This window comes from Falsibacillus albus (assembly GCF_003668575.1).
GTDB classification, from domain to species: Bacteria; Bacillota; Bacilli; order Bacillales; family DSM-25281; genus Falsibacillus; species Falsibacillus albus.
Window position 1 is genome coordinate 385,436 of sequence record NZ_RCVZ01000002.1, and the last position, 23,877, is coordinate 409,312.

Annotated in this window: 27 protein-coding genes; 5 read left to right on the forward strand and 22 right to left on the reverse strand. The window is 43.1% G+C overall.

What is annotated here, in order from left to right; all coding sequences use genetic code 11:
- Positions 1-80: 80 nt before the first annotated feature.
- Entirely contained in the window at positions 81-1,802 is a 1,722-nt protein-coding gene (locus tag D9X91_RS04565) for an ABC transporter substrate-binding protein (protein WP_158598238.1), read from the forward strand.
- 51 nt (positions 1,803-1,853) lie between these two features.
- Here D9X91_RS04565 and bioA read toward each other — a convergent pair whose 3' ends face one another.
- The gene (gene bioA / locus D9X91_RS04570; RefSeq protein ID WP_121679383.1) at positions 1,854-3,218 is read right to left on the reverse strand and encodes an adenosylmethionine--8-amino-7-oxononanoate transaminase; all 1,365 of its coding nucleotides are present in this window, start codon (positions 3,216-3,218) and stop codon (positions 1,854-1,856) included.
- Complete coding sequence (bioD, locus tag D9X91_RS04575) at positions 3,215-3,922, reverse strand: dethiobiotin synthase (protein ID WP_121679384.1); 708 nt, start codon at positions 3,920-3,922, stop codon at positions 3,215-3,217. The genes bioA and bioD overlap by 4 nt, the downstream gene beginning before the upstream one ends.
- Positions 3,923-4,037: 115 nt before the next feature.
- Between bioD and D9X91_RS04580 the strand changes: the two genes are divergently transcribed.
- The gene (locus D9X91_RS04580; RefSeq protein ID WP_121679385.1) at positions 4,038-4,616 is read left to right on the forward strand and encodes a biotin transporter BioY; all 579 of its coding nucleotides are present in this window, start codon (positions 4,038-4,040) and stop codon (positions 4,614-4,616) included.
- Between the two features lie 55 nt (positions 4,617-4,671).
- Here D9X91_RS04580 and D9X91_RS04585 read toward each other — a convergent pair whose 3' ends face one another.
- The 11 genes from D9X91_RS04585 to D9X91_RS04635 form a co-directional block, all read right to left on the reverse strand.
- Positions 4,672-5,232 (reverse strand): ferric reductase-like transmembrane domain-containing protein, encoded by a 561-nt coding sequence (locus tag D9X91_RS04585; protein WP_121679386.1) that lies wholly within the window; start codon positions 5,230-5,232, stop codon positions 4,672-4,674.
- Complete coding sequence (locus tag D9X91_RS04590; protein ID WP_148709046.1) at positions 5,229-6,125, reverse strand: FAD:protein FMN transferase; 897 nt, start codon at positions 6,123-6,125, stop codon at positions 5,229-5,231. The genes D9X91_RS04585 and D9X91_RS04590 overlap by 4 nt, the downstream gene beginning before the upstream one ends.
- Positions 6,125-6,445 (reverse strand): hypothetical protein, encoded by a 321-nt coding sequence (locus tag D9X91_RS04595; RefSeq protein ID WP_121679388.1) that lies wholly within the window; start codon positions 6,443-6,445, stop codon positions 6,125-6,127. The genes D9X91_RS04590 and D9X91_RS04595 overlap by 1 nt, the downstream gene beginning before the upstream one ends.
- A 335-nt stretch (positions 6,446-6,780) precedes the next feature.
- On the reverse strand, positions 6,781-8,208 hold the full coding sequence (locus D9X91_RS04600; protein ID WP_233569577.1) for a sensor histidine kinase: 1,428 nt from the start codon (positions 8,206-8,208) through the stop codon (positions 6,781-6,783).
- Positions 8,198-8,872: a response regulator transcription factor gene (locus D9X91_RS04605; RefSeq protein ID WP_121679389.1), complete on the reverse strand. Its 675-nt coding sequence runs from the start codon at positions 8,870-8,872 to the stop codon at positions 8,198-8,200. Before D9X91_RS04605 ends, D9X91_RS04600 begins: the two co-directional genes overlap by 11 nt.
- A 463-nt stretch (positions 8,873-9,335) precedes the next feature.
- Positions 9,336-10,661, reverse strand: a complete 1,326-nt coding sequence (locus tag D9X91_RS04610; protein ID WP_121679390.1) for a GntP family permease — start codon at positions 10,659-10,661, stop codon at positions 9,336-9,338.
- A gap of 267 nt (positions 10,662-10,928) precedes the next feature.
- Positions 10,929-11,759 carry a carbohydrate ABC transporter permease gene (locus tag D9X91_RS04615; RefSeq protein ID WP_233569591.1) on the reverse strand — a complete coding sequence of 277 codons (831 nt, stop codon included), beginning with the start codon at positions 11,757-11,759 and terminating at the stop codon, positions 10,929-10,931.
- A 12-nt stretch (positions 11,760-11,771) separates the two neighbouring features.
- On the reverse strand, positions 11,772-12,650 hold the full coding sequence (locus tag D9X91_RS04620; RefSeq protein WP_233569606.1) for a carbohydrate ABC transporter permease: 879 nt from the start codon (positions 12,648-12,650) through the stop codon (positions 11,772-11,774).
- A gap of 29 nt (positions 12,651-12,679) precedes the next feature.
- Positions 12,680-13,975: an extracellular solute-binding protein gene (locus D9X91_RS04625; RefSeq protein ID WP_121679392.1), complete on the reverse strand. Its 1,296-nt coding sequence runs from the start codon at positions 13,973-13,975 to the stop codon at positions 12,680-12,682.
- A 73-nt stretch (positions 13,976-14,048) separates the two neighbouring features.
- The gene (gene argH / locus D9X91_RS04630; protein ID WP_121679393.1) at positions 14,049-15,572 is read right to left on the reverse strand and encodes an argininosuccinate lyase; all 1,524 of its coding nucleotides are present in this window, start codon (positions 15,570-15,572) and stop codon (positions 14,049-14,051) included.
- Positions 15,573-15,881: 309 nt separating this feature from the next.
- Positions 15,882-16,193, reverse strand: a complete 312-nt coding sequence (locus D9X91_RS04635; RefSeq protein ID WP_121679394.1) for a DUF3892 domain-containing protein — start codon at positions 16,191-16,193, stop codon at positions 15,882-15,884.
- A gap of 158 nt (positions 16,194-16,351) precedes the next feature.
- Here D9X91_RS04635 and D9X91_RS04640 point away from each other — a divergent pair, with 158 nt between their 5' ends.
- Positions 16,352-16,633, forward strand: coding sequence for a hypothetical protein (locus D9X91_RS04640; protein ID WP_121679395.1), 282 nt, complete (start codon positions 16,352-16,354; stop codon positions 16,631-16,633).
- A 58-nt stretch (positions 16,634-16,691) separates the two neighbouring features.
- Here D9X91_RS04640 and lepB read toward each other — a convergent pair whose 3' ends face one another.
- From lepB to D9X91_RS04660, 5 genes are all read right to left on the reverse strand, one after another.
- A complete protein-coding gene (lepB, locus tag D9X91_RS04645; RefSeq protein ID WP_121679396.1) occupies positions 16,692-17,258 on the reverse strand; it encodes a signal peptidase I in 567 nt (188 codons plus the stop codon).
- Between the two features lie 27 nt (positions 17,259-17,285).
- A complete protein-coding gene (locus D9X91_RS22705) occupies positions 17,286-17,444 on the reverse strand; it encodes a hypothetical protein (protein ID WP_199738072.1) in 159 nt (52 codons plus the stop codon).
- Between the two features lie 197 nt (positions 17,445-17,641).
- Positions 17,642-17,935, reverse strand: a complete 294-nt coding sequence (locus tag D9X91_RS04650; protein WP_121679397.1) for a putative quinol monooxygenase — start codon at positions 17,933-17,935, stop codon at positions 17,642-17,644.
- Between the two features lie 38 nt (positions 17,936-17,973).
- Complete coding sequence (locus D9X91_RS04655; RefSeq protein ID WP_121679398.1) at positions 17,974-18,609, reverse strand: nitroreductase family protein; 636 nt, start codon at positions 18,607-18,609, stop codon at positions 17,974-17,976.
- 51 nt (positions 18,610-18,660) lie between these two features.
- Positions 18,661-19,101 (reverse strand): MarR family winged helix-turn-helix transcriptional regulator, encoded by a 441-nt coding sequence (locus D9X91_RS04660; RefSeq protein WP_121679399.1) that lies wholly within the window; start codon positions 19,099-19,101, stop codon positions 18,661-18,663.
- Between the two features lie 229 nt (positions 19,102-19,330).
- Between D9X91_RS04660 and D9X91_RS22990 the strand changes: the two genes are divergently transcribed.
- Positions 19,331-19,465, forward strand: a complete 135-nt coding sequence (locus D9X91_RS22990) for a hypothetical protein (RefSeq protein WP_267900798.1) — start codon at positions 19,331-19,333, stop codon at positions 19,463-19,465.
- 181 nt (positions 19,466-19,646) lie between these two features.
- Here the strand turns inward: D9X91_RS22990 and D9X91_RS04670 are convergent, their stop codons facing one another.
- Together D9X91_RS04670 and D9X91_RS04675 are read right to left on the reverse strand one after the other, a co-directional pair.
- Positions 19,647-20,132, reverse strand: a complete 486-nt coding sequence (locus D9X91_RS04670; RefSeq protein ID WP_121679400.1) for an SRPBCC family protein — start codon at positions 20,130-20,132, stop codon at positions 19,647-19,649.
- Positions 20,126-20,653, reverse strand: a complete 528-nt coding sequence (locus tag D9X91_RS04675) for a GNAT family N-acetyltransferase (RefSeq protein ID WP_233569680.1) — start codon at positions 20,651-20,653, stop codon at positions 20,126-20,128. The genes D9X91_RS04670 and D9X91_RS04675 overlap by 7 nt, the downstream gene beginning before the upstream one ends.
- A gap of 181 nt (positions 20,654-20,834) precedes the next feature.
- On the opposite strand from D9X91_RS04675, the gene D9X91_RS04680 reads away from it, so the two are divergent.
- Positions 20,835-21,239, forward strand: a complete 405-nt coding sequence (locus tag D9X91_RS04680; RefSeq protein WP_121679401.1) for a VOC family protein — start codon at positions 20,835-20,837, stop codon at positions 21,237-21,239.
- A gap of 56 nt (positions 21,240-21,295) precedes the next feature.
- Here the strand turns inward: D9X91_RS04680 and D9X91_RS04685 are convergent, their stop codons facing one another.
- A complete protein-coding gene (locus tag D9X91_RS04685) occupies positions 21,296-21,973 on the reverse strand; it encodes a BMQ_0737 family morphogenetic spore coat protein (RefSeq protein ID WP_121679402.1) in 678 nt (225 codons plus the stop codon).
- 183 nt (positions 21,974-22,156) lie between these two features.
- Positions 22,157-23,788, reverse strand: coding sequence for a BMQ_0737 family morphogenetic spore coat protein (locus D9X91_RS04690; protein WP_158598239.1), 1,632 nt, complete (start codon positions 23,786-23,788; stop codon positions 22,157-22,159).
- Positions 23,789-23,877 lie beyond the last annotated feature (89 nt).

Below are 23,877 nucleotides of genomic sequence, written 5' to 3' on the forward strand. Positions count from 1 at the left end.
TCCATTATCCGCTAGAAAAAAAGGGGGAAAAAGGGTACAATCATGAAAAAAATGTCCCCTTTTATATGGAGGTTTCAACCATGGATGAGCGTTATTTTTCAATGCGCGCAACTTTTTTTGAGCGCGAACAAGATCAAGAATGCTATTTTAAACTTAAAGAGCTTGAAGCCCTTTGGTTCTGTTCAGCCAAGAATGTAAAGAGGATTCTCCATCATTTTGAAGAAAGTGGGAAAGTCACTTATATCCCTGGAAAAGGGCGTGGAAACCCGTCTAAGCTAGTCTTTCTCTCTCCATTCCAACAAGAGGTCGAGCATTTCATTAAGGAAAGCGTTGAGAATGACCGTCTCGATCAGGCTGCCCAATTGCTCCGTCTCCCCATTCCGAAATCTTGGATTGCCAAAGCATCATCGGAAATACGGGAAATGTTTGGATTCCAGCAGGGGATGGCTGCAAAGGATATACTCCATTCCTTTATTTCCAGAGAGATCACCACGTTAGATCCAACATACACATCTGTTACATTTGAATCCCACCTCGTAGAGCAGTTAGGGGATACACTGGTGAAGTATGATCCAAAGGAGGATAAAATCATCCCCCATATCGCCCATCATTATGAAGTCGACGAAGCGGGTTTGAAGTGGATCTTTTATTTGCGAAAAGGCGTGCTATTCCATCATCAAGAAACATTGACGAGCAGAGATGTGGAGACAACCATTGAGCGCTTAAAACAAGGTCCGTCTGCATACACATGGCTGGTGAAGGAAATCATCAAGGTGGAATGTGCCGGGGATTATGAGGTACACTTGCATCTAAGCAAGCCGAACCCCTTTTTGCTCCGATATTTATCATGCGCGAACTTTTGCGTCCTGCCGGCATCCACTCCATTCAATGAAAACGAATGGATCGGCTCCGGGCCATTCTCCATGAAGGAGAGGAGCAGAAACAAGCTGGTCTTGGAAGCGTTTGATGGATATTTCAAAGAAAGGCCGCTATTGGATGAAATCCATTTTTATAAGGTCTCCCAGGATGCAGCTGAAGTGGTGAATTACACCGTCGACAACGGAGAGTCTGTTGAACCATCAAGTACATATGAAATTGAAACGGGCTTCCGTTTCCTTGCATTTAATTTTCATCGTCAATCCACTGTTAAGAACGCTTCATTTCGAAAAGCCATTTACCACTTACTAGATATGAAAAAGATGGCGCGTGACCTTCAGTGGCCGGACTTAATTGAAGCCAGTAGTTTTACAAAAGAACGTTCCTTCCATCAAAAAAAAGATCCCTCTGAAATTCCCAATCTATTAAAGGCTTCAGGGTACGCAGGGGAAGAATTGCATCTTTACCATTTGAATTATGCAAACTCCATAGCCTCAAGCAGATGGTTCGATGCAGAGGCGAAAAAATATGGCATTAACCTTACGATGCATCCTTTTTCGATAGAAGATTTTTATAAAAGGGAAATCGATCAACACTCGGACATGATTTTCATGGGGGAAGTCTCCACTCTCGATACCCACCTTTCCTTTCTCGGCGCTTTTTACAACGAGACGCTTTTATTCCGCAGACTATTCCCTGCAGAAAATTTAAGGTGGATCGACGAGAAACTGGAGCAATTCAAACAGACTCCGACGAACGAAAAACGCGAGGGAATCATGAAAGAAATAGAAGCACACATACGAGCACACAATCTCTTAATCTTCCAGCACCACCCCATCAAAACACGAACCTTTCACCCAATGATCAAAGATGTAGAATTTCAATCCTACAGCCAATTGGACTTCAAGAAGCTCTGGATAAAATAAATGGCAAATAAAGTGCCAGGCACCTAGGTGCCTGGCACTTCAGGGTCACGCTTAATTTCCAACTCCAGCCATTTCTTTACATGTTTCTTCTATCGCTTGCTTCATGATGGAGATCATTTGCTTCAATTCTTCCTCTGTGCTCGCCAGCGGCGGCATGAATACGATAATATCACCGAGCGGGCGTGTAAGCATGCCAAGCTCTCGCATTTTCAGTGTGGAGCGGTAGCCGACCCTCTCTTTCCATGGAAACGGTTCATTCGTAATGTTATCGCGAACTAGCTCGATTCCGCACATCAAGCCAAGCTGGCGAATATCCCCGACATACTCCAAATCCTTCAGTTCATCTAATCCTTCTTTGACAATGGCAATTTTTTTCTGTACCTGTTCAATCAGGTTTTCTTTTTCATAGATTTCAAGATTGGCAAGTGCCGCTGCGCAGCCTAATTGGTTCCCTGTATAGGAGTGGCCGTGGAAAAAAGTTTTCATTTCTTCGTATTCTCCATGAAAAGCATCATAGATTTCTTCCGTCGTCATCGTTGCAGCAACGGGCAGATAGCCTCCCGTAATCCCTTTTGCAATCGTCATCAGATCCGGCTGTACATCTTCATGCTCAACGGCAAACATTTTGCCTGTCCGGCCGAAGCCAGTTGCCACTTCGTCGATGATCAAGAGAATATCGTACTCCTTACACAACAGTTCAACACCTTTTAAGTAGCCCTTGGGCATGATGTTCATGCCTCCAGCACCTTGGATGATGGATTCCATTGTGATGCCGGCGATTTCTTCATGGCGGCTTTGAAAGATTTCTCGAAGCTCCGCCAGAGCATGATCGCGTATGGCGTCCGGATTTTTCTTGCCACTTCGGTACACTAGTGGAAAAGGCGCCTTTATGGATTCAAACATGAGTGAACCATACACCCGGTGATAGAGGTCGACCGCCCCGACGCTTATCGCCCCTACTGTGTCACCGTGGTAACCATTCGAGAGTGTGACGAACTTCGTCTTCTTTTTGAATCCTTTGTTTTGCCAATACTGATAGGCCATTTTAATGGCAATTTCGACTGATTCAGCACCGCTGTCGGAGTAAAATGTCCGCTTAAGATTTTTAGGTGTGATTTGTTCAAGCTTTTTAGCGAGCTGAATGGCAGGGACGTTTGCGGCCCCAAGCAATGTCGAGTGGGATATGGCATCCAGCTGTTTTTTGATGGCGTCGTCGATTTCCTTTTTACGATGCCCGTGAACATTAAGCCATAACGAAGAGTACCCATCCAAATACTCTTTTCCATCAATATCCTTCAACTTGATCCCTTCCCCGCTCTCTATGATGAGCGGATCTCTTTCATAATCCGTCATCTGTGTGAAAGGGAGCCATAAGTAATTTTTGCTGTCTTCCAAAAGCGCTTTCTGCTGATTCATTGCTTGATATCCTCCTTAGCAGCGTTCAATCGATTAAAAATAGATTCATAGGCTTGCGGGGTTTTGAATGCATCTTCAACATCCGATAAATGAGGAATGGTTCCAAGAACTTTTACCCCTGTCAGCCGTTCAATCATGACTGCATTGTCTTTTTCTATTGATTCATCCTCCATATGGAGACGATTTAAAATAATTCCTTCGATTGTTATATTCGCCTGTTTCAGTGCCATTACAGATAAGACCGTATGGTTGATGGTCCCCAAACCTGCTCTTCCAACAAGGATGACAGGCAAGTCTATTTCCTTCATCAAATCAATCATGCAGTAATCTTCCTGTATCGGGACGATAAGCCCGCCTGCTCCTTCCACAAGTACAAGATCATGAAGAGCCAGTAATCTTTCAACATTCTTCTGGATAGCCGGAATATCGAACCATACATTTTCTTCCTTTGCAGCAAGGTGAGGCGAGCTCGCCTTTTTCAATAAATATGTACATGCCTTGTTTGTATCGAGCGATGTCAGGACTCTTTCATACATTTGAAGATCGGGTCCTTGCAGGTTTCCATTTTCATAGATGGCACCGCTTTGAATTGGTTTATATGGATAAACATCGATGCCCTTTTGATGAAAATACGACAATAGTAAACTTGTCACGACAGTTTTGCCAACATCAGTATCAGTTCCTGTAATAAAATACCCCGCCATTGTGAACCTCCTTATTATTTGTAAACATAATTTACAAAAATGTTAACATATGCGAAAATGTTAATCAATGTAGTTTGAAAATTATTAATAGTTTATCTGGGAGGAATCGAAAGCAATGAAAACGAAAAACATGGTTTACTGTGCACTTTTCGCAGCACTGATGGCAGTTGGCGCTAATGTTTCCCCTTTTTTAACGATTGGCGGGGTGCCAGTAACGCTGCAGCTCATGTTCGCTATTTTGGCAGGAGGCATTCTTGGGAGCAGACTGGGCTCGATTTCAATGGTCGTTTACATGCTGATGGGATTGATTGGGTTGCCGGTCTTCGCTCAATTCAAAGGTGGGCCGTCACATATTATGAGTCCAACTTTCGGCTTTATCCTTTCTTTTATCGCAGTCGCCTATGTGGCTGGAAAACTTGTCGGCGATCAGCTGAAACAATCTAAGCGTGCATACATAGCGGCTGGAATTCTCAGCCTCGTCCTTAATTATGGAATCGGCACGAATTATATGTACTGCATCCTTCGATTTGGTGCAGATACACCGGATGGATTCAGCTATGGGGTGGCATGGGGCTGGATGATGGCCTATCTTTCTTTGGATATTGTCGTCACCATCGTGTCATTTTCAATCGTTCCAAGACTGAAATCTGCCATACAAACCGGTTACACACCTAAACGAGCAAGTGTAGATTGATTCCCGGGCATCGTTAGCATTGATAAAGCCCGCAGATAGACTGCGGGCTTCATTACTACATCTGAGATCTTTGCATCCTTTTTTCTACAGGTTTCGGATTAGCTGGCTTCTTCGTGGACGTGACGTACCCTAAATAGAGGCTTGCTCCAAGTACCAGCAGGAAGCTTCCCCAATACAGGAACATGGACCACTCTGTTTTTGAATCCGTTCCAAGATAGAACCCATGCACCCAAGTCATCAGCCAAAGCGGAAAAACGAGGTAGTGTGTCTTTTTCCAAACCTTCCTGCCTATTGCCTTCATGAAATCTGACGTCACGATCACAATGATGAAGATATACAACGCAATCGTCCCGATCCCACTCAAAATCCGATGATAAGGTGACATGAATGGGACAAGCGCTTCAGTCAATGAAAACGGCTGAAAATGATCAAAGAAGAGCAAGTACACGTGTACAGCAGATCCCAAAAGGGCAATCTGTCCGATGACTTGATGAAATTCCAAGATTCCGGCTTTTTTTCGGGGAATGTGCCTGAAGATGCCAGCCAGGACAGAAATCGTCAGCAGACTGTAAGCCGTCAAACCCGTAATTCGAATGAGCAACCACGTCCAATTCATTTTGCAACCTCCAATTCTTCATACATGCGTTCATTTCCTCCGACAGCAAATGTATGATTGTCAAAATAAATAAAATAAGCGATATTCGGAAAAGTTTTCCTGACAAGTCTTTTTGCTTCCTCAAAAGGGAGGATGCAAAAAACCTTTGAGATCGTTTCAGCCTCCATTGCCGTGTCGGCAATCACACTCGCCTGCAGAACCCCATTTCGGGCAACCTTCCCGGTTCTGCCATTTATGATATGATGGACGCTTTCCCCATCCAATGCCCACTTCCTATATTTTTTGCTTGAAGTGGCAAGGGCACAGTCTTTTATATAAAACCTGGCAATATCCTTTCCATTTAAACCCGGATGCTCGATGCCAGATTTCATCCTGCCGATGACGGCCATATCACCACCGGCATTGATGATGGTTTCCGCTTGACCCTCCTGCAAAAGAAGCTGTTTCGCTTTATCGACAATGTATCCCTTCCCGAATCCACCAAAATCAAATGTGAAATTCTCTTTTTTAACGATCCACTGCCTGCTGATTTGTTCGATAGGCTCCGTTAAAAATTTCACAATCCGCCTATTCGGTTTGCTGGGATTGTATCCTTCGTAAAAGGAATTCGTATAACCGATCGATTTCATCGCCTCACCAATAAAGGGGTTCACATGATATTCAACTCGTCTGGATAGTTTCAAAGCGTGTTGAAGCAGGTCAGCCAATGTTTCCTCCAAGTGGATTGGCACGTGAAGGGGACTTTCATTCAAATGGGCTAACGCATTTCCAGGAATGAACCTGCTTGCAGTTTGTTCAAATTGTTGAAATAACTGCTCCACCATTTGCTGCATTTCTTCATTCAGCCCGACAAGCTTGATAGTAGAATTCATGGCTGTGAACTGTGTCATCATCAATGCTTCGACCCGCCAGAACTTCCGTGTCCTTGAGCAAATCCATCTGAAGGCGCCTGAAAAAATTGATCCTGGTTGTCAGAGGAACCTGAATCAAAATTGTCCCCAAATCCGGAATCACCATTTTGACTTCCTTGGTCATTAAAATCCTGATGCCGTCGTTGGAACGAATCGCCATTGTGCTGAAAGCCATCGTCATTGGAAGCTGTACCTTGGTTAATATCCTTATTTGGATTCGAATTTGCTCCTACGAGTCCTGCAAAAGTGAGAAACGTAATCGAAGTGACCGATATGACTGACCATTTCACCTTTTTTTTCATGTTCGATTCTCCTTTATATACCATTATTCAAAAATATTCGTTTACAGTATGTTAAATGGATGAGTAGTACAACTATTACTTTACTCGTCAATGGTGAAAAAATAGTGAAAAAATGTGCTACCTCAATGAACACATGGATGGTTTCGTAAAGAATTTGTTATTTCAAAAGACTCTTTTCTCATACATCGCTGCTATAGCAAATAAAGATTGTTTAAACAAAGTTTCAAACTTCAAAATAGCTATTTTTGCGTTGCAGCATGATCGCTTTCAGCTCCAAACATAAATAGGACTACAAAAAAAACAGCATTCCGCCTAAGAAATGCTGTTCCCTTTTGTTATTTGCCTCTTTTCGTTTTTGACGATAATGGGATTTTGACAGTAAAAATGCTCCCTTTTCCCATGTCGCTGTCAACGCGGATCGTCCCGCCATGGGTCTCCACGATCCACTTGGCAATTGCCAGCCCAAGTCCATGGCCCCCAACTTGTCTTGACCTCGATTTATCCGATCGGTAGAAGCGTTCAAAGATCAAGTCATAATCTTCTCGCCTGATGCCGATTCCAGTATCCTCCACTTTGATCGACAAGCTTCCCCCTTCGATTGAAAGATAAACATGCACTTCTCCACCGTTTGATGTATATTTGATGGCATTATCGATCAAGATGTACAGCAGCTGAGTCAAGCGCTGTGAATCACCTTGTATATAAAGAGTTTCTGGGGCATGAAGTTGCAGGTGAATTTCTTTTTGCTCCGCAAGGGAACGGAAAGATTGAACACCTTTCTCCGCTGCTGAACTGAAATCAAACCGTTCATTGAATCTTTCCATCGCTCCTGAATCGCTCCTCGCAAGCGTAAGCATATCTCCTACAAGCCTCGTCATCCGTTTCACTTCATCCTTCATCGTAATGAGGAGCTTATTACTATAGTTGTCATCATTTTTCTCATCCATTGTCATTTCCATTGCATTAATGGAAGACATCATGACACTCAAGGGGGTACGGAGCTCATGGGATGCATCCGCAACAAATTCCCGCTGTCGGGAAAACGCTCTGCTTATTGGGACCATCGCCTTTTTGGACATGAAAAAGCTGATGATCAATGCAATCCCGATGAAGAGCACAGCCAATCCAACCAAAATGATCAATAGCCACTTAAATAACTGATAGGTAGAAGTGATATCCTTTCCTAGATAAATCCGTCCGACAATTTCACCGTTGTACTTGATGGGATGGACCGCAATGATCAATTGGATATCCTGTGGGCTTTGCGCCGGCTGTAATTCGTGTCTTTCATCTTTTCGCTCATGTATTTTTGAGAAATCTACTCTTAATTGTTCCCTGTGAAATTCTTCCTGATCCGGCGACCATCCTTTAATCAGGTTCAAAATGTCCGGGCGAAGCCCTGAGAGAATTTCATCCCCCATTATTAAATCCCCATCCGGCCCGGTAATATAATAAAAAAATTGGTCTACGTTATTCAATACCAATTCTTGGCCCTCGAATCCTGAAAGACTGGTTTGGTTCCTATGATTCAAATATTCCTCGATGCTATGTGCTTCACCATCCAATTTGGAATCAAGGTCCTGTTCCTGACCTTTATAGATGATTGTATATAATAGAGCAAAAACCACCACGATAAATAAAAGAAGGAAAAGCATAAGGAGACTGCTGTATATCCCGGTCAGGCGATACTGGGTATGCTTGAATATATCTTTTTCTCCACGGTTTCTTTGAAAAATAGAAAAAAAAGAAAACCTAGCCTTCAAATTTATATCCCACCCCTCTGATGCTTTGCAGCATATCCTGTTTTTCGATCATATCGAGTTTCTTACGAAGGAGCTTTATCGTTGCATCGATGGTTTTCGTCGATACGTCGGCATCCAATCCCCAAACCCTGTCTAATATCAGCTCACGGGGAAGGACTTGGCCTTTATTCTGGACCAGGAAATCCAATAATTGAAACTCCCTGCGGCTTAATTGTATTTCTTGTTCACCTTGGCGGACCGTTTGGCTCGTTCGGTTTAAAACCATATCATTAATGACAAGTCGATCTTCCAGGATCGGTGCATAATTACGTCTTGAGAGTGCCCTTAGCCGTGCCAAAAGCTCATCAATTTCAAATGGTTTGACTAAATAATCATCGGCACCGGCATCGAGTCCTTCAATCCGATCTTGGACTGCGTCTTTTGCAGTCAAAATCAAGATCGCACCAGAATACCCTTCTTGCCTTAAGTGTCTGCATACGGATATCCCATCCTCTTTTGGCATCATCCAATCTAGCACCAGGACATCATAATGGGATGCGTTCGCATAAGCATAAGCATCCTCTCCGTCCATCACCCAATCGACCTTATATCCACCCTTTTTTTGCAGCATGAAAACGATCAATTCACCCAGCTGTTCATCATCTTCTGCCAAAAGAATATTCAAGACTGTTCCTCCTTCGGTTACCTTTTCTTCTAAATGTTCGAGCTCTCTTCAATTATGTTTATTTTAACTCATAATTGTCAGAATGGGCATGGGATATGTTTTTCTTAAATGATTTCTTTGAGTGCCAATCTTCGCATGGATTGTAATTTAAATTATTCCTCATTTAAAGTTGATTGGAGCGGAAGGTGCGAGACTCCGAAGGGATCAGCGGGCAAGGTGAGATCCCGCAGCGGAGCGAGGAGATATCAGGCGGATGTTCGATTAAGTTCGGCACGTCGTGTGCCAACATCGAACGACCTCACTTCGTGTGAGGCCCCTCGGAAAGTGAGCATCCTTCTGCGGAAATCAGCTTTGCACAATCTTTTCTGGAATGACTAATGTGTTTTTCCAATGGAAAAAGGCGCTTTTCTTTTAGCAGAAAAGCGCCTTCATTTTGTTAAAAAATTATTTTTTTACATAAAGATTACACAAATATATTTACGATAAGTGCACCGCCGAATGCGATGAATGAAAGCAATGTTTCCAAGACTGTCCACGTTTTGAACGTTTCTTTTACAGATAATCCGAGATACTCTTTCACCATCCAGAAGCCTGCATCATTGACATGGGAAAACATCAGCGATCCAGCTCCTGTGGTAATGACGAGTAGCTCGAGGTTTACACCGGACATGTGCTTGATGATCGGCGCTACAATGCCTGCAGCTGTCGTTAAGGCAACTGTTGCAGATCCAGTTGCGATTCGGATCAGGCCGGCAATGATGAATGCGAGCACTAACGGAGAAAGCGAAAAGTTCTGCGCCATATTGGCAATCGTATCTCCGACACCGCTTTCAATTAATATCTCTTTAAATCCACCGCCTGCACCGATGATGAGTGCAATCGAACCGACGGGCAGCAAGCATTCTTCCGTAAGCTTCTTAATGGCTTTCCGGTCTCTCCCTTGACGATAACCAAGAAAATAGTATGCTGCAAACACTGAAATCAGAAGTGCCATCAATGGACTCCCGATGAATTCAAATGCTTTAGTTACACCTGATGGCACCGGCAAATAAGGCGCAATTGTCGAGAATACCAACAAGATGACAGGCAATAGGATGACAAAAAATGAAGTTCCCGTACTCGGTAATTGCTCCTTTTCTGCATCGACTTGAATCAATTCAGGTTCTCCTTCGGGTTTGACCCTCTTATGAATATACTTTGCAAATAATGGCCCCGCGATAATGGCTGCTGGAATGGCAATGATCAAAGAATATAGCAGCACTTTTCCAAGATTGGCTTTATATATGCTGATGGCTGCCAATGCACCAGGATGCGGCGGTACCAACCCGTGCACAATCGATAAACCGGCCACTACCGGCAATGCAATCAACAGGATGTTCTGTTTTGAAGTTTTTTGAATCGAAATCACAAGCGGCAATAATATGATGATGCCGACTTCGAAGAAAACGGGTAATCCGATAATGAATCCAGAAAGCAGCATGGCCCAAGGCAAGTATGCTTCACCAAATTTATTGATAAAATATCGGGCTACTTTGATTCCGGCTCCTGAATCCGCCATCATTTTCCCAAGAATCGTCCCCAATGCCAAAATTCCGATGAGGTGGCCCAATACGCCGCCGACTCCCTTTTCATAGGCACCAACGATTTTATCGAGGGATAGTCCTGACATCACGGCCAGAAACAGGCTGGCGAAAAGTAAACTGATGAATGCATGCCAATTCAGCCAAGTAACACCTAAAATAACGATGATGATGGATGTAAGCGTAATCAATAATAAGTATGTATCCACAACCTTTTCCCTCCTAAGCAATGATACATGTCAACTTAACATACTTTTCCGCAAAAAATAAAGAAGAAGAAAAATCCAAAGCCAAAAACGTGACGATAGTCCTATCATACCCAAGAAAGTCGTTCGTATGAAATTTGAAGATTCATAGAAATATTCCCCTAAAAAATACCTCTGCAAACTTCCAAGAATCAAAATGAACCAAGATAGAACCTTTTACCCCTAAATACGTAAAAAACGCTTTCCTATAAAAGAAAAGCGTCCTGCAAATCAACCTTTCACCCCGGTCAAAGAGATCCCCTCAACAATTCGCCTTTGGAAGATAAGGAAAACCACCATCATCGGCACAACGGCCAGTGTGCTCATGCCCATGATCGTATTCCATTGGATCCCCCCTCCGTCCCCGGTTGCAAATAGGGAGATCCCGACTGGCAGGGTCCTCATGTTATCAGACGAGACAGCGATGACCGGCCACAGATAAGCATTCCAATTCCCAAGGAATGTAATGATTCCCAAAGCTGATAAGGCAGGCTTTACTTGAGGAATCGCCACTCTCCACCATATCTTGAATTCGCTCATTCCATCTATCCGCGCCGCGTCCAATAAATCATCGGGGATGCCGAGCATGAACTGCCTCATAAGAAAGACGCCGAACGCTTCGATGAGCCCAGGGAACATGATGCCGGAATAGCTGTCAATGATGTTCACCTTACTCCCCATGACATACCATGGGATGACCAGCATTTCAGTGGGTATCATGAGGGTACTCAAGATTAAGATAAAAATGACTTTCACACCTGGAAACTTATATTTGGCAAGCGTATATCCAATCAGCGAATTAAAGATCAAACAGCTTAACGTAACAACAGCAGCAATGATGATACTGTTCATATACCATGTCAAAAAGCCCGTTTCATGAAAAATATACTTGTAAGCGGATAAATCGATTTCATGAGGAAAAAACGAAAAACTATAGAAGTCTGACAGGCTTTTAAAGGAAGATAAAATCATCCAAAGAAATGGAAATGCAACGATAGTGACTCCTGCGAATAAACAGAGATGGATGATAAGCTCTGAACCTTTGATTCTTCTCTTTTTCAATCCCATCACCCCTTAATAATCAAAATTTCTATTGAGGATTTTCAATTGCAGCAGGGTAACCAGCAGAATGATGATAAATAATACCACCGCGACAGCTGATGCATATTGCATATTAAAATCCTGGAAGGCGTTTTTATACATATAAACCACGATGCTGATCGTACTGTTCAACGGACCGCCTGCACTTGAACCGCTCCCGGCCGTCAAGTTTTGAATTTGTGTAAACGTCTGCAGCGATTGGATGACGCCTGTAACGGCCAAAAACACAATTGTCGGATTTAAGAGAGGAAAGGTAATCTTCCAAAACCACTTCCAGGTTCCGGCTCCGTCCATTTGGGCTGCTTCTATATACTGTTTGGGTACAGCCTTCAGTCCCGCCATAAAGATCAACATACTGAACCCCATGGACTGCCAAATCATTACCGTACAAACGCAGAATAACGATTCTTTCGGATCCGACAGCCAGTTTTGCGGAGGGATTCCAAACCAGCCGATAAACTCATTAAGAAAGCCTACATTCGGATCAAACATGAGACGCCATACCCAGCTGACAGCAACAATCGAAGTGATGTAGGGCAAAAAATAAATCATCCGATATATCCACCGAAAATGTCGGACACGTTCGATGGCGATGGCGATCAGGAGTCCGATCGCCATTTGCACCGGTACGGTGATGAAGACATATTTGCATGTATTCCAAACCGATTTCCAAAAGACTTGATCATGCCATAATTTCACGTAGTTTTCTAATGTGAAACTGCCTCCATATTGGGGCGAGAAAGACATGGAAAAAGCATAGACTGTCGGAAAGATTCGAATACACAGGAAGAATAACAGCGGGATGGTCAAGAATGAGTAGGCAATCATCGTCCTCCTAGCTTTTAGGCTCATTATCCCTGCCCTCCTTTTCATCCTACAATCTATTGATTGTTAAAATAGTCATCGCGAATTTGCTGCTGTTCTTTTACAAGGCTTTCGAAAGTTTTATCGATCGGCTCATTATTCAACAAGATCTTATCGATTTGTGCACTCATGGAATCTCGTTCCTTTGCTTCATCAACGAAGAAGGTAGCATGTGCGTGCTGCAAGCCTTGGACAAACGGTCCGTAAATCGGATCATTGTTGATGGAATCATCATTGGCAAATGAAGCAGAAGCAGGCAGCTCCCCGACATTCTTCAGCCAATCCGTTTGTGTTTCCTCCGAAGTAAGGAAATCTAAGAATTTCTCCGCAGCTTTCAGCCTTTCTCCCTTCACCCCTTTGGCAATTCCATTCGTCCAAAACGATCCAAAATTCGCTTCAAGCCCGCCTTCTGCTTTTACAGGAAGAGTCGCCACACCCCAATTGAATTTTGCTGCTTCCTTGATTGCAGCGATATCGAAAGATCCGTCAATGATCATACCCGCCTTTCCTGCTTTAAATGCTGTATTATAATCAGTCAGGAAATTAGGTTCGCCTATTTTATCTTTTTTGTTCATATTGATCCAATACGTAAATGCATCCAGCCCTGCAGGATCGGAGTTCCACTGAACCTCTTTCCCATCCTCGCTGAATGGTTCAATCCCCCACTGGCGGAGTAGGACTTCTTCAAACGCATGGTACCCCTGGCCATTTACGTCCCAGGCGAATCCCTCCTGCTCCAGTTTCCCGTTGTCTTTTCTAATGGTCAATTTCTTGGCATAAGCTATGAGCTCATCCCACGTTTTTGGTGGTGTATCCGGATCGAGTCCTGCCTTCTTGAATAATTCCTTATTCCAGAATAATGCGAGCGATCTTACAGCAATCGGAAGCGTATAATACTGGTCATCGATTTTCGAAGCCTGGATCATCGGAATATATTTCTTTTCAATGTCGGCAGTGGACATGAAGTCTTGAGGAATCGGCTGCAGATAGCCTTGCTTTACATACTGAGGAAGCCAGCCATAGTATAGATTTAAAATATCCGGGCCTTTGCCTGCATGCATGGCAGCTGAAACTTTCTGGTTGTATTGATCGTACGGAAAATCCTGTGCAACGACCTTAATATGAGGATTTTCCGCTTCAAACTTTTTGATCAAGCTTTTGATTTCTGTCACTTTGGCCGGGAAAGTATATTGCCAGTAAGTAATGGTCACATCCGAATCATTGCCTGCCGATTTGGTATTACTGCATCCAGTCAGCGCAAGCAAAGCGATGATCATGAAGACAACAACCATACTAAATAACCTTCGTTTCATTTATATGCCCCCTCCAGTAAACAATCATTTGAAAACATTGCGTATCATTATTACATGATTTAAAATCATTAGTTCAAGAATCACTATCCATCTGGCTGCTCCAATTCTCGGTCAGATCATCAAGCTTTTTCATACATTCAGCGATGCGATTTATCTCACATTTCAGCAAATGATTTTTTTTCTTTAATTCTTTTTTTCTTGCATGCATCCCCTTTTTCACTTCTTTCGGCGCCGGCCCCCCGCTCACTGATCGTACCTTAACGAAATGTGCAGGATCCATCGCTTTTTGGATGACATGTTCCGGCAGATTCAATGGACTTCCAATAATTGATTTTGAAGCTTCATCTACAATGGCTGCGGTTATTTGCTCTGCATTGAGCCCCTTGGAAAGAGCCAGATTCACCACTTCGCTTGCAATCGCATGTGCTGTCCGAAATGATAAGCCCGTCTCCCTAAAAACGCTGTCTGCCAATTCAGTAACTGTAGCAAAGCTGTGTTTTGCACGATTTTTTAGAACCTCTTCATGGACATCAATCGTTCCGACCACAGCCTCAGTCAACCGAAATACCTGATCAATCAAGCTTATCCCTTTCCATAAATATGGCTGCAAATCATCTTCCGTATCATTGATATCACCATACGGAGTATTATGAAGCATCTGCAAGACGGTCTGGGCATTCCCGATGCCGCTGGAGCTCAAAGCGCGTATGTGCTCCAATGAAACGGGATTTCTCTTCTGAGGCATGATGGAGCTCGTTTGCACATACGGGTCCGCCACTCGAATAGCAGAGAACTCTTGGGAAGACCATAAAAGGAGATCCTGGGCAAAACGGCCAAGATTGATGAATGTCAATTGTATGGCTGCAGCAATTTCCCCTAAATAATCAGCCCCGCCAATCGCATCATACGCATTCTTCACGACTTCCGGAAACCCAAGCAAGTCAGCCACCCTCTTCCGATTGATCGGAAACCCTGTCGTGGTGAATGCTGCAGCTCCGAGTGGACTGGCATTGCAAGTATTGTACGCTGCCAGCAGCCTTTTAAAATCACGGTCTACGACATCATATATGCCCGTGAGATAATGGGAAAACGTCATGGGCTGCGCCTGCTGCGTATGGGTATACCCTAAACAGATGGTTTCTTTGTACTGGTCGATTGCCTCCAATAACGTTTCCTGAAAAGAAAGCAAAGATGATAATGCAGCATGAAGTTCATGACGGAGAACCATTCTGTACGCAGCTACCCCCATATCATTCCTGCTCCGGGCAAGGTGGAGACTTCCACCCGCTTCGCCAGCCACCTTCATGATGCAGTCTTCTACAAGGAAAAAAAGGTCCTCATACCGCCCATCATAGGTCGTTTCCCTGATTGCCCTCATATCCAATGCCCTAATCCCATCCATGATTTTCCCAGCTTCTTCTTCAACCAACAGACCTTGCTCGACCAGCATGATCAGATGTGCTTTATGGATGGCGATCATCGGCTCAAGCAAGACACGTTTTGACTGTTCATAAGCAGGCGCCAGTACTACTTCCGCATATGTAGCCCCCGGAAACTTCTTTCCTTCTTTTTTTAAAATCCTATCTTTCTTATTCATATAGTACCGCCCCCCCTATCAATCCCTCCTATGCGACGACAAAAAGTGTATCGATTGAGAAACGCGTATTTTAAATCATATAAATTGGACAAAATCATTTAGAACCAGACTCTTGAAACTTGGAGCAAAAGGCCCTTTTAAATACAGCTGTTGATGTCCCTGAAGGTCTTTCCATGGGCGGTCCAGGAGCCCCGGAAAGGTTCATCCTGCATAAAAGAGAACGACAAAAAAGAATGCCCTTATTAGGACATTCCGTCTGAAACCTTTAAAACAATGCGCTGCATTGTGCTCGCCCCTTCATAAAAAAAGTTAAAAAGAAGGCAGGTTATCCAAATTATTCTCTTTGATGCCATCCGGTTCGCTGCGGAGGATATCCCTTCCGTATTTATGGAATACATCCACATGAGAGAGCTTTCCCGCTTTCGCTTCATCAAGCGCGGTCAAATAGTCCAATTCCCTTCCACTGTTCGTTTTAAAAGCAATCAGATCTCCTTCATCATTTTTTCGGACGGCTACAATCTTCTCTTTGCCGGAATCCGACCTGCCAACTTCTGCGCGAGTGTCATCTTCTGCTTGATGTTTGTACTCATCATAAATTTGCTCAAAATCTTTTTGATCCATTCAAATACACCTCCAGAACATATGTTTTTAGTATGTTCTGGAAAAAGCCGTTCTATGTGAAAGTTAATAAATTGTCTGTCCTTTAAAGTCCATTTCCTGAACCTATACATATGATAATACATCTAAAATAATTAGAAATCAGAAAGATTGGTGACAACATGAATCAATTCAGATTCCAGCCTTTTCGTCCTCATGGCGGAGGCGGGCACGCAACTTGGGCTAATGGCCATGGGCATGCATCCTGGGGACATGGTGGAAATTGGGGATACCATGGGGGATACCACGGAGGCTATCATGGGGGGTACTACCCTGGAGTTCCTTTCGCAGCAGGTGCTGTCACGGGATTGGCGGTTGGAGCAGCAACAACTCCCAATGCGTATCCGGTCCCGGTAGCATATCCACCATATCCATATCCGTACCCTTATCCTTACCCATATTAGCTCCTGATTTTTCAAAAGACGCATTCTGATTATTTGAATGCGTCTTTTACGTTGCCTATCAATTAGTTGAAAAAGTATTGATATCATTGGTCGGGTAGTATCGAAGACTGACCTTCCCTACCAGCTGATCCATGTCGACAAAGCCGATCCATGGCATTCTGCTGTCTGAACTTTTTATTCTGTTATCACCCATTACCCACAGCATTCCTTTAGGCACCCGTGTTTTCCCTGTTTTCTCCTTCAATGTAAAATCCTCCGTCAGCTGGCCGGATTCCAATTGATTCTTATACGCTTTTAAATAGGGCTCGTCTACTTCTTTCCCATTCCGAAGCAACTGATCTCCCTTGTATTCAATGGTATCTCCCGGAAGGCCAATCACCCTTTTCACATAATCCTCCGTTGGGGTGGCATGGAATATGACGATATCACCATGCTTCGGTGCAGAAACATCGTAATCAAGCTTATTGACAATCAATCGGTTCCCATCTTTCAAGGTCGGCATCATCGACTTTCCTTCAACGACATAATTCGAAAAGAGAAAACTTTTCACCACAATCACAATGGTGAAGCCGAGAATAACCGCTTTTATCCAACTAACCAATTCTCGTTTGCTTCTTTCACTCATCCTTGTCACCCCTTCTTTCATACATCTTTATGATGGATGCTTATCCATGAACAGCAGGATTAATGTAGCAAATGGTCCTATCAGCAAAGATAGGATAAACCAGTTGAACCCTCTTCTGTTTTTCCCCTGCGCCAAACCAGCATTGATGAGGGACAGTGTGCCCCATCCAACAAAATATTGATCCATCGTATAATCACTCCTATCAAACTATCCCACCAAAAATTTTACCATATTTTCCCCGATATTTTCTTCATAATTATAGAAAAAAGACTGTCCCTCCTTATCTGGAACAGTCTTTTAAAAGGTTCTATTCGTAAAGTTTGTGCAAAGTTGATTCCCGCTGCAGGATGCCCGATTTCCGAGGGGCGGGCAGTGTGAAAATATTATTTCAATCGTTTGCCATCGTAGACGTTGACTTTCATTGGAGCTGCCAAGTATTCCGGAGCAATGCTGCCGAAAGAGGTGAAGTGCTCACTTTTGTTATGGCTTTCGACCACAGACATATCCTCCCATACTTCTACCATGGTATAAATTCCATCATGCTCTGTATCCTTCATTAAATCATACGAAATATTTCCTTCTTCCGCTCTGGATGCTGTGACCAATGGACGGATTACATCAAGGAACGATTGCTCCTTATCGGTGTGGATTTGAAACTTAGCATGAATGACAATCATTTTTTCTCCCTCTTTCACAAGTTTTTTTGTGAGCTAAATTATCTCCATTCTGTGAGTTTTTCAATTGGCATCCGGAATGATGGATAGCCTTCGTCCGCAGCTTTTCCTATTGAAATCAGCATCACAGGGTAATATCTTTCTGAATCAATGTCAAATGCATCTGCAATTTTATCTTTTTCATAGCCGCCGATCGGATTCGTATCATAACCATACGCGCGTGCAGCCAGCATAAGCTGCATGGAAACCAGGCCGGCATCGATTAAATTCATGTCCTTCAGTTGATCCGTTGTCATCGTTTCAAACAATCCTTTTATAGCGGGGACTTGTTGATCCCTTACTTCTGCAGGCATATAGCCTTTTTCCACTGCTTGTCCATAAATTTCATCAATGTATTCAATACTATTCATATCAGCAAATACCGCAATGACCGCAGCAGATTTGTCCACTTGCCTTTGATTGAACTTAGCCAATGGTGCCAGTTTTGCTTTTCCTTCTGGACTGTCGATGACGACAAAACGCCATGGCTGTAAATTGACCGATGACGGTGCCAAGGAAGCTTTTGATAAGATTTCTGTCATTTCCTCACGGCTGATTTTGACCGTGGGATCATAGTTCCGGATTGAACGTCGTCCTGCTACAATTTCTTGGAAATCATTAATAAGTGTCGTATTCATTTTACATTCTCCTTTTTGCGATATTCTAGCTGAACGCTCTAATCTGACAGTCTATTCATTCGGATTGATTGCTTTAACGTTATTCTGGATTCTGATTAGCATATCCAATAGAGCAGCATGTTCCTCTTCGGTAAACCCCTTTAAGACCTTTTTAATGAAGCGTTGTTTTTCTTCCTTATAGCCAGCAATTTTATCGCGTCCTTCACTCGTTAAACGGACGAAGGTAAAACGGTTATCTGCTGGATTTTTCCTTCGGGATACCATTCCCTTTTCTTCCAGCTGCTTTAGGTGCCTGGTAACTGCCCCATTATCGATATTCACGGTCTTTTGCAGTTCTGTCTGGCTGATTTCCTCTACCTCAAACAACTTATGCAGCAAATCAAGCCGAGTTTGACTGATGCCGGTGCAGCGCTCAAACTTTGGACTTGTTTGTTTATTTATTTCATAAAAAGCATAAACAATTTTCTCTTCTAACGTACGGTCTTCGGACAATGCATCAACTCCTCCTTTTCATTAGTTGATAAGTCAATGGTTGACCCGTCAATTAATATAATATATTTAATCTTGGATTTCAAATAATTGAATTTAAATGTTTATCCTTTTCGAAAGTAGGGTACTAAAAATATTAAAATTTTCCCATCTTTACAAGGAGCTGAGTAACATTAGAAAAGTTACCGGAGTCAAGGGTCTGGCCGAATACCTGGTTTCAGTCAATTACCCCATGAATGAAGAAGAAATCAATCAGTTGATCATAAAAAAGAACATTCCCCATCAGAGACTGATGAATAACATTCTCGTCTTTAATTTGGATTATATTGATTGGTGGATCGATAATCGAAAAGTGACGCAAATGTAAAAAGCTTGTCCCAACCTAAATCAAGTGGTATTGGGACAAGCTTTTTTAGTTTATTGATTCGGCTCTTTTGTTCTAATTCATTAAAGGTTGTGTAAGGTTGATTTCCGCTGCAGGATGCTCGCTTTCCGCCCCAATCAACGACTAACTATTAGTGATGAAATGATGTTGAAAGAGGTTGATTTTATCCCCTATACTTATCGATGATTCGGGCATAGTCTTTACGGTGTTTTTCCCATTCTTCTTTTGGAAAATCCATTTCTTCCCCTTTCAATAATGCGTTGAAAACATCTAAGCATACATGCCAGCCTGCGAGATCCTTTGATGTGTGTTCAGTCAATACAGGGATGTATTCTTTTAAAATCAGCAGGGTTCCATCATCTATTGGAAACAACTCGAACCGGACCGAGCCTTTCCCCCACTCATACTGGAAATAAGAATGTATTTTATAATCGATAATGCTGATCGGAAAAGTAGAGCCCGTCCCGTCATTCATATGGAAGATGATCCGTCCGCCTTTCCCCAGATCTTCAACACGAAGATTGGGCATCCACTTTTTCAGCTTTTCATTCTCCGTTAATGCAGACCAAACATTTTCGATTGAATGCTCCATCGGACGATTAAACTGGGCGAGATATCCATCAACCTTTTTTCCTAGAGCTGCTAACATGGATTTTCCTCCTTATCATCGCCAAACGTGTATTTGAATCCCTTAACGATTATCCCGTCATCGGCTGGCTCAAAATCATATTCAGGCATCCGTTTAAAGTTCATCTTTGTATATAATAAGATAGCGTTTTTCATAAACTCCGCCGTATGCAATCCTACAGCAAAATATCCTTTTTTCCTTGATTCATCGATGCATCTCATGACCAAACTCCGACCGATTCCTTTTCCCCTGAAATCCCTGTCCACTGCGAGCATCCTGATTTCAGGATAGTCCGGTGCACCGGATGTCCATTCATAAGACTTGCTCTTTCCAGGAAACAAAACGATGCTTCCGACAATTAGATTGTCAGAAACGGCCACATAAATCTCTGTACCCGGCGAGGTGTCGTTTTTGGACGATAAGGTCCCTATTAAGGCATCCCAGTGATTTTCCGAAACAAGACTTCGATATTCTACATAGCACTCAATTCGTTTATCACGGACCATGTCAATTTCTACATCGTGCATCTTTCTGATTTGCACCAATTCCATTCCTCCTGTCATCCCATCAACATTTCTTTTATCTATTTCTACTTATATTTAAAACTTCCTTGAAAATCAAAAAAATCATTGTATCAGAAACATACGTTCGTATATACTAAAGATAAGAATAACACCAATTATGAATTACTTCAAATCCATATAGCTTAAAGGAGAATATGTGATGATCAAACCTTATTTATTGTTTAACAGAGAATGCGAAGAAGCTTTCCAAATGTATCAAGAAGCATTTGACGGAGAAATGAAAGCCATTCAAAAGTATGGTGACATGCCCCCAAATCCGAATTTCCCGATTTCTGATGATGATAAAGGTCTTGTTTTACACGCTGAATTGAAAATTACGGAGGCAGGACACATTATGGGATCCGATACAAGAGAAGAACATGGCGGCAGTGAAAAAGTTGCAGTCAGTGTTGAACTTGACAATGAAGGGAAAGCTTTGAAAGCATGGGAAGTCCTGAAAAACGGCGGAACTGTCCTAATGGATCTCCAGCCTACATTCTTTGCCAAACTTCATGGATCTGTCAAAGATACATATGGAGTTTCTTGGATGTTCACAGTTATGTAATGAGATTTGATAGTCAATGGCGGTTCCTTTATGGAGGGGACCGCCTTTTTGGACAATTATTGAGGCACGCAGTGAAACACAACTTGATTGGAAAGGTAATTCAACCTGAAATTCTGTTGGCTGATGATCCAGTCATAGACCTTTGGTACAGAAAAACAAATAGTTTCTTGTACCCTTTGTTCCCGTGAAGTACCAGGTGGTTCATGAAGAGGATGGATCTTGACTTCCCCTGGGATAGCAGGAGAACAGGTCGGCTTGATGAAGTTTTCGCGCGGTTGGCAAAATGAGGCTGTTTGTGCGATGACCACATCCGTCAAAGCTTTTATGTCCTGACATGTATCCATAAATATATCCAATGATACTAACCTGTCGTTTTGACAATTGAATCTTGTGCGGCAGTTAAAGTCGGTCACATCACAGGTGATCTCCGTTCCTTCCGGAGCGCATAAAAGCACGGATTCCTGCAGTTCAAAAGGAATCGGCTCGGAAACACATAGAAAAGAACCTATTATTTCAATGACCAAGTAGCCCCTTTTTATGATATTCACCTTTTGAAGTGTGACTGATTCACCGGATGGGAGCATGACAGCAACATCTTCCCTCCCGCCTGACTGCATAAGTTCTTCACATACAAGAGACGCCAATCCCTTTTGCGACAACGGGAGCCCCTGCTGGTCACTCAAATAGCAATCAATCAGACTATTTTTTATTAGCCTGCATAAATTGGGATTCAATGATTGCCGCCTCCTTTCCTTAAAACATCATTTTGATTAGGATATTCAGTCATCCAATAGCTTGTTCGCCTAAATTCTTGGTGGAGCATCATTCTCCCCTTTTTATTTTCGCTGCTTTTCCATGGTGAAAGAGAAAAGTCGTCCCTTTTCTCTAAAGAACGACTTTTCCTTTTGTGTGCAGAACTATAAAGAAATACACGGGAAAACCGCGCGGGCGTTTGGCATTGAAGCCACTGTGCGCCACGTATTCGTGACAGGATTATATGCCTCAACTACCGTTAAATAGCTATTCGGCGGTGTAAAACCACCCATGACAAAGATTTCAGAACCGCAAACACAAGCTGCGGCGGCCCAGCGTGAAGTAGGCATTGGAGCTCCGGTCGACCATGAATCGGTTGCTGGATCATAAATGTAGACATTGTTTGTGGGAGCGGTAGGATTGAGCGGGTCATAAAGAAATGATGTACTATTCATCGGTGCAAAACTTGGATCTCTTCCTCCAAACACATAGATTTTCCCTTGAAAGGCCTCGGCCGCTATGAATGCCAACGGTTGAGGCAAAGGAGCCCTTGAGGTCCACATATTCGTATTGGGATCGAAAACATCGTGGTCAGCAATATCATTTGTACCATCAAAGCCCGCAATTGCGTGAAGCTCTCCATTTAATGCGACCACAGCCAGCTCCGAACGCGGTGATGGCAGCGCCGTCCCCAGAGCCCAAGTATTTGAGGCAGGGTTGAACACTTCAACCGTATCCAATACGTTGCTTCCATTGCCATCGCTGCCACCAACTACGTAGAATAATCCATTCAGCACATCCCCCCCTACAGAACCACGGGGAACATTGGCAGCTGGAGCAGCTGTCCACGTATCAGTCGCTGGATTATAGAATTCCGCCGTATCAATCCCTGTGAACGCAGAAGGCGAAAATCCATGGCTGACAATCACCATCCCATTCGGAAGGAGTCCTCCTGCATGCGCCTCTCGGACAACAAGCAGATTGGACCTTGCCACCCATGTATCCGTCTGGCAGAAATAATCATCGACATTATCGATTGCAGCACCGTTATTTTCCCCGCCTGGCGCTAAAATGTGCGTAGGCGTACAGTTGAAAATGATTTGATTCCGGTTCAGGCTGATTTTCTTCTTTGCTTGAAGGGTCACCCAGTCATACACTTTTTCAGTATTGACACAAAGACTTTCAAGCTGCCGAATGGGAACAGCCACTTCGTTTTTCAGTTCTGGTTTTGCAGACTCTTTTTGTATATCCACATGATCTTGGTTAAAGATATCCGGACATTGCGGCGGGATCGAGAATGATCTGCACGTCCTCGTAATCTGTTCTCGCGGTGCGCAAAATGATGCATTTACATCAATCACTACATCGGCCGTCATTTTAATGGATTGACATATTTCTATAAAGACATTAAGCTCCCTCAGCATTTGATTGGCATCGCAAATCACATTTGAAAAGCAATTAAATTTAGTAACTTCGCATTGTAGTTCAGTACCCTCCGGAGCACATAATATGATTTCTTCCTCGATTGCAAATGGGATTGGCGCGGTAGTGCATGATCCATTTGAACCACTGATTTCAACCACGATAAATCCTCTTTTTAATACAAATACCTTTTGCAAGTCAACCGTTTCCCCTGTCGGGAGAAGAATGGATACATTTTTGCGCCCGTTTTGCTGAACGATTTCCTCACAAATAATTGCATTATCAGATAAAGGATCTAGCCGTTGTCCAGACTCATCCGATAAAAAACAAGTGGTTTCCAAAGGTCCATTTAACTGACAAGGATCTAGAACCATAACAATCTCCTTTCTATTACTATCTGACTTCATATATTTTATGCAATTGGTCAAGTCCTTGTATAGACGAGCGGCTATCAGGAGATAGA

Bases quoted from the DNA above. Each gene is read 5' to 3' on its own strand.
- D9X91_RS22990 (WP_267900798.1), top strand. From the start codon at position 19,331: ATGAATGAAGAAGAAATCAATCAGTTGATCATAAAAAAGAACATTCCC.
- D9X91_RS04635 (WP_121679394.1), bottom strand. From the start codon at position 16,193: ATGGATCAAAAAGATTTTGAGCAAATTTATGATGAGTACAAACATCAA.
- D9X91_RS04650 (WP_121679397.1), bottom strand. From the start codon at position 17,935: ATGATTGTCATTCATGCTAAGTTTCAAATCCACACCGATAAGGAGCAA.
- D9X91_RS04690 (WP_158598239.1), bottom strand. From the start codon at position 23,788: ATGGTTCTAGATCCTTGTCAGTTAAATGGACCTTTGGAAACCACTTGT.
- D9X91_RS04590 (WP_148709046.1), bottom strand. From the start codon at position 6,125: ATGATGACACAGTTCACAGCCATGAATTCTACTATCAAGCTTGTCGGG.
- D9X91_RS04565 (WP_158598238.1), top strand. From the start codon at position 81: ATGGATGAGCGTTATTTTTCAATGCGCGCAACTTTTTTTGAGCGCGAA.
- argH (WP_121679393.1), bottom strand. From the start codon at position 15,572: ATGAATAAGAAAGATAGGATTTTAAAAAAAGAAGGAAAGAAGTTTCCG.
- D9X91_RS04580 (WP_121679385.1), top strand. From the start codon at position 4,038: ATGAAAACGAAAAACATGGTTTACTGTGCACTTTTCGCAGCACTGATG.
- D9X91_RS04620 (WP_233569606.1), bottom strand. From the start codon at position 12,650: ATGAGCCTAAAAGCTAGGAGGACGATGATTGCCTACTCATTCTTGACC.
- D9X91_RS04625 (WP_121679392.1), bottom strand. From the start codon at position 13,975: ATGAAACGAAGGTTATTTAGTATGGTTGTTGTCTTCATGATCATCGCT.
- D9X91_RS04655 (WP_121679398.1), bottom strand. From the start codon at position 18,609: ATGAATACGACACTTATTAATGATTTCCAAGAAATTGTAGCAGGACGA.
- D9X91_RS04680 (WP_121679401.1), top strand. From the start codon at position 20,835: ATGATCAAACCTTATTTATTGTTTAACAGAGAATGCGAAGAAGCTTTC.
- D9X91_RS22705 (WP_199738072.1), bottom strand. From the start codon at position 17,444: ATGGATCAATATTTTGTTGGATGGGGCACACTGTCCCTCATCAATGCT.
- bioA (WP_121679383.1), bottom strand. From the start codon at position 3,218: ATGAATCAGCAGAAAGCGCTTTTGGAAGACAGCAAAAATTACTTATGG.
- lepB (WP_121679396.1), bottom strand. From the start codon at position 17,258: ATGAGTGAAAGAAGCAAACGAGAATTGGTTAGTTGGATAAAAGCGGTT.
- bioD (WP_121679384.1), bottom strand. From the start codon at position 3,922: ATGGCGGGGTATTTTATTACAGGAACTGATACTGATGTTGGCAAAACT.
- D9X91_RS04670 (WP_121679400.1), bottom strand. From the start codon at position 20,132: ATGTTAGCAGCTCTAGGAAAAAAGGTTGATGGATATCTCGCCCAGTTT.
- D9X91_RS04640 (WP_121679395.1), top strand. From the start codon at position 16,352: ATGAATCAATTCAGATTCCAGCCTTTTCGTCCTCATGGCGGAGGCGGG.
- D9X91_RS04585 (WP_121679386.1), bottom strand. From the start codon at position 5,232: ATGAATTGGACGTGGTTGCTCATTCGAATTACGGGTTTGACGGCTTAC.
- D9X91_RS04595 (WP_121679388.1), bottom strand. From the start codon at position 6,445: ATGAAAAAAAAGGTGAAATGGTCAGTCATATCGGTCACTTCGATTACG.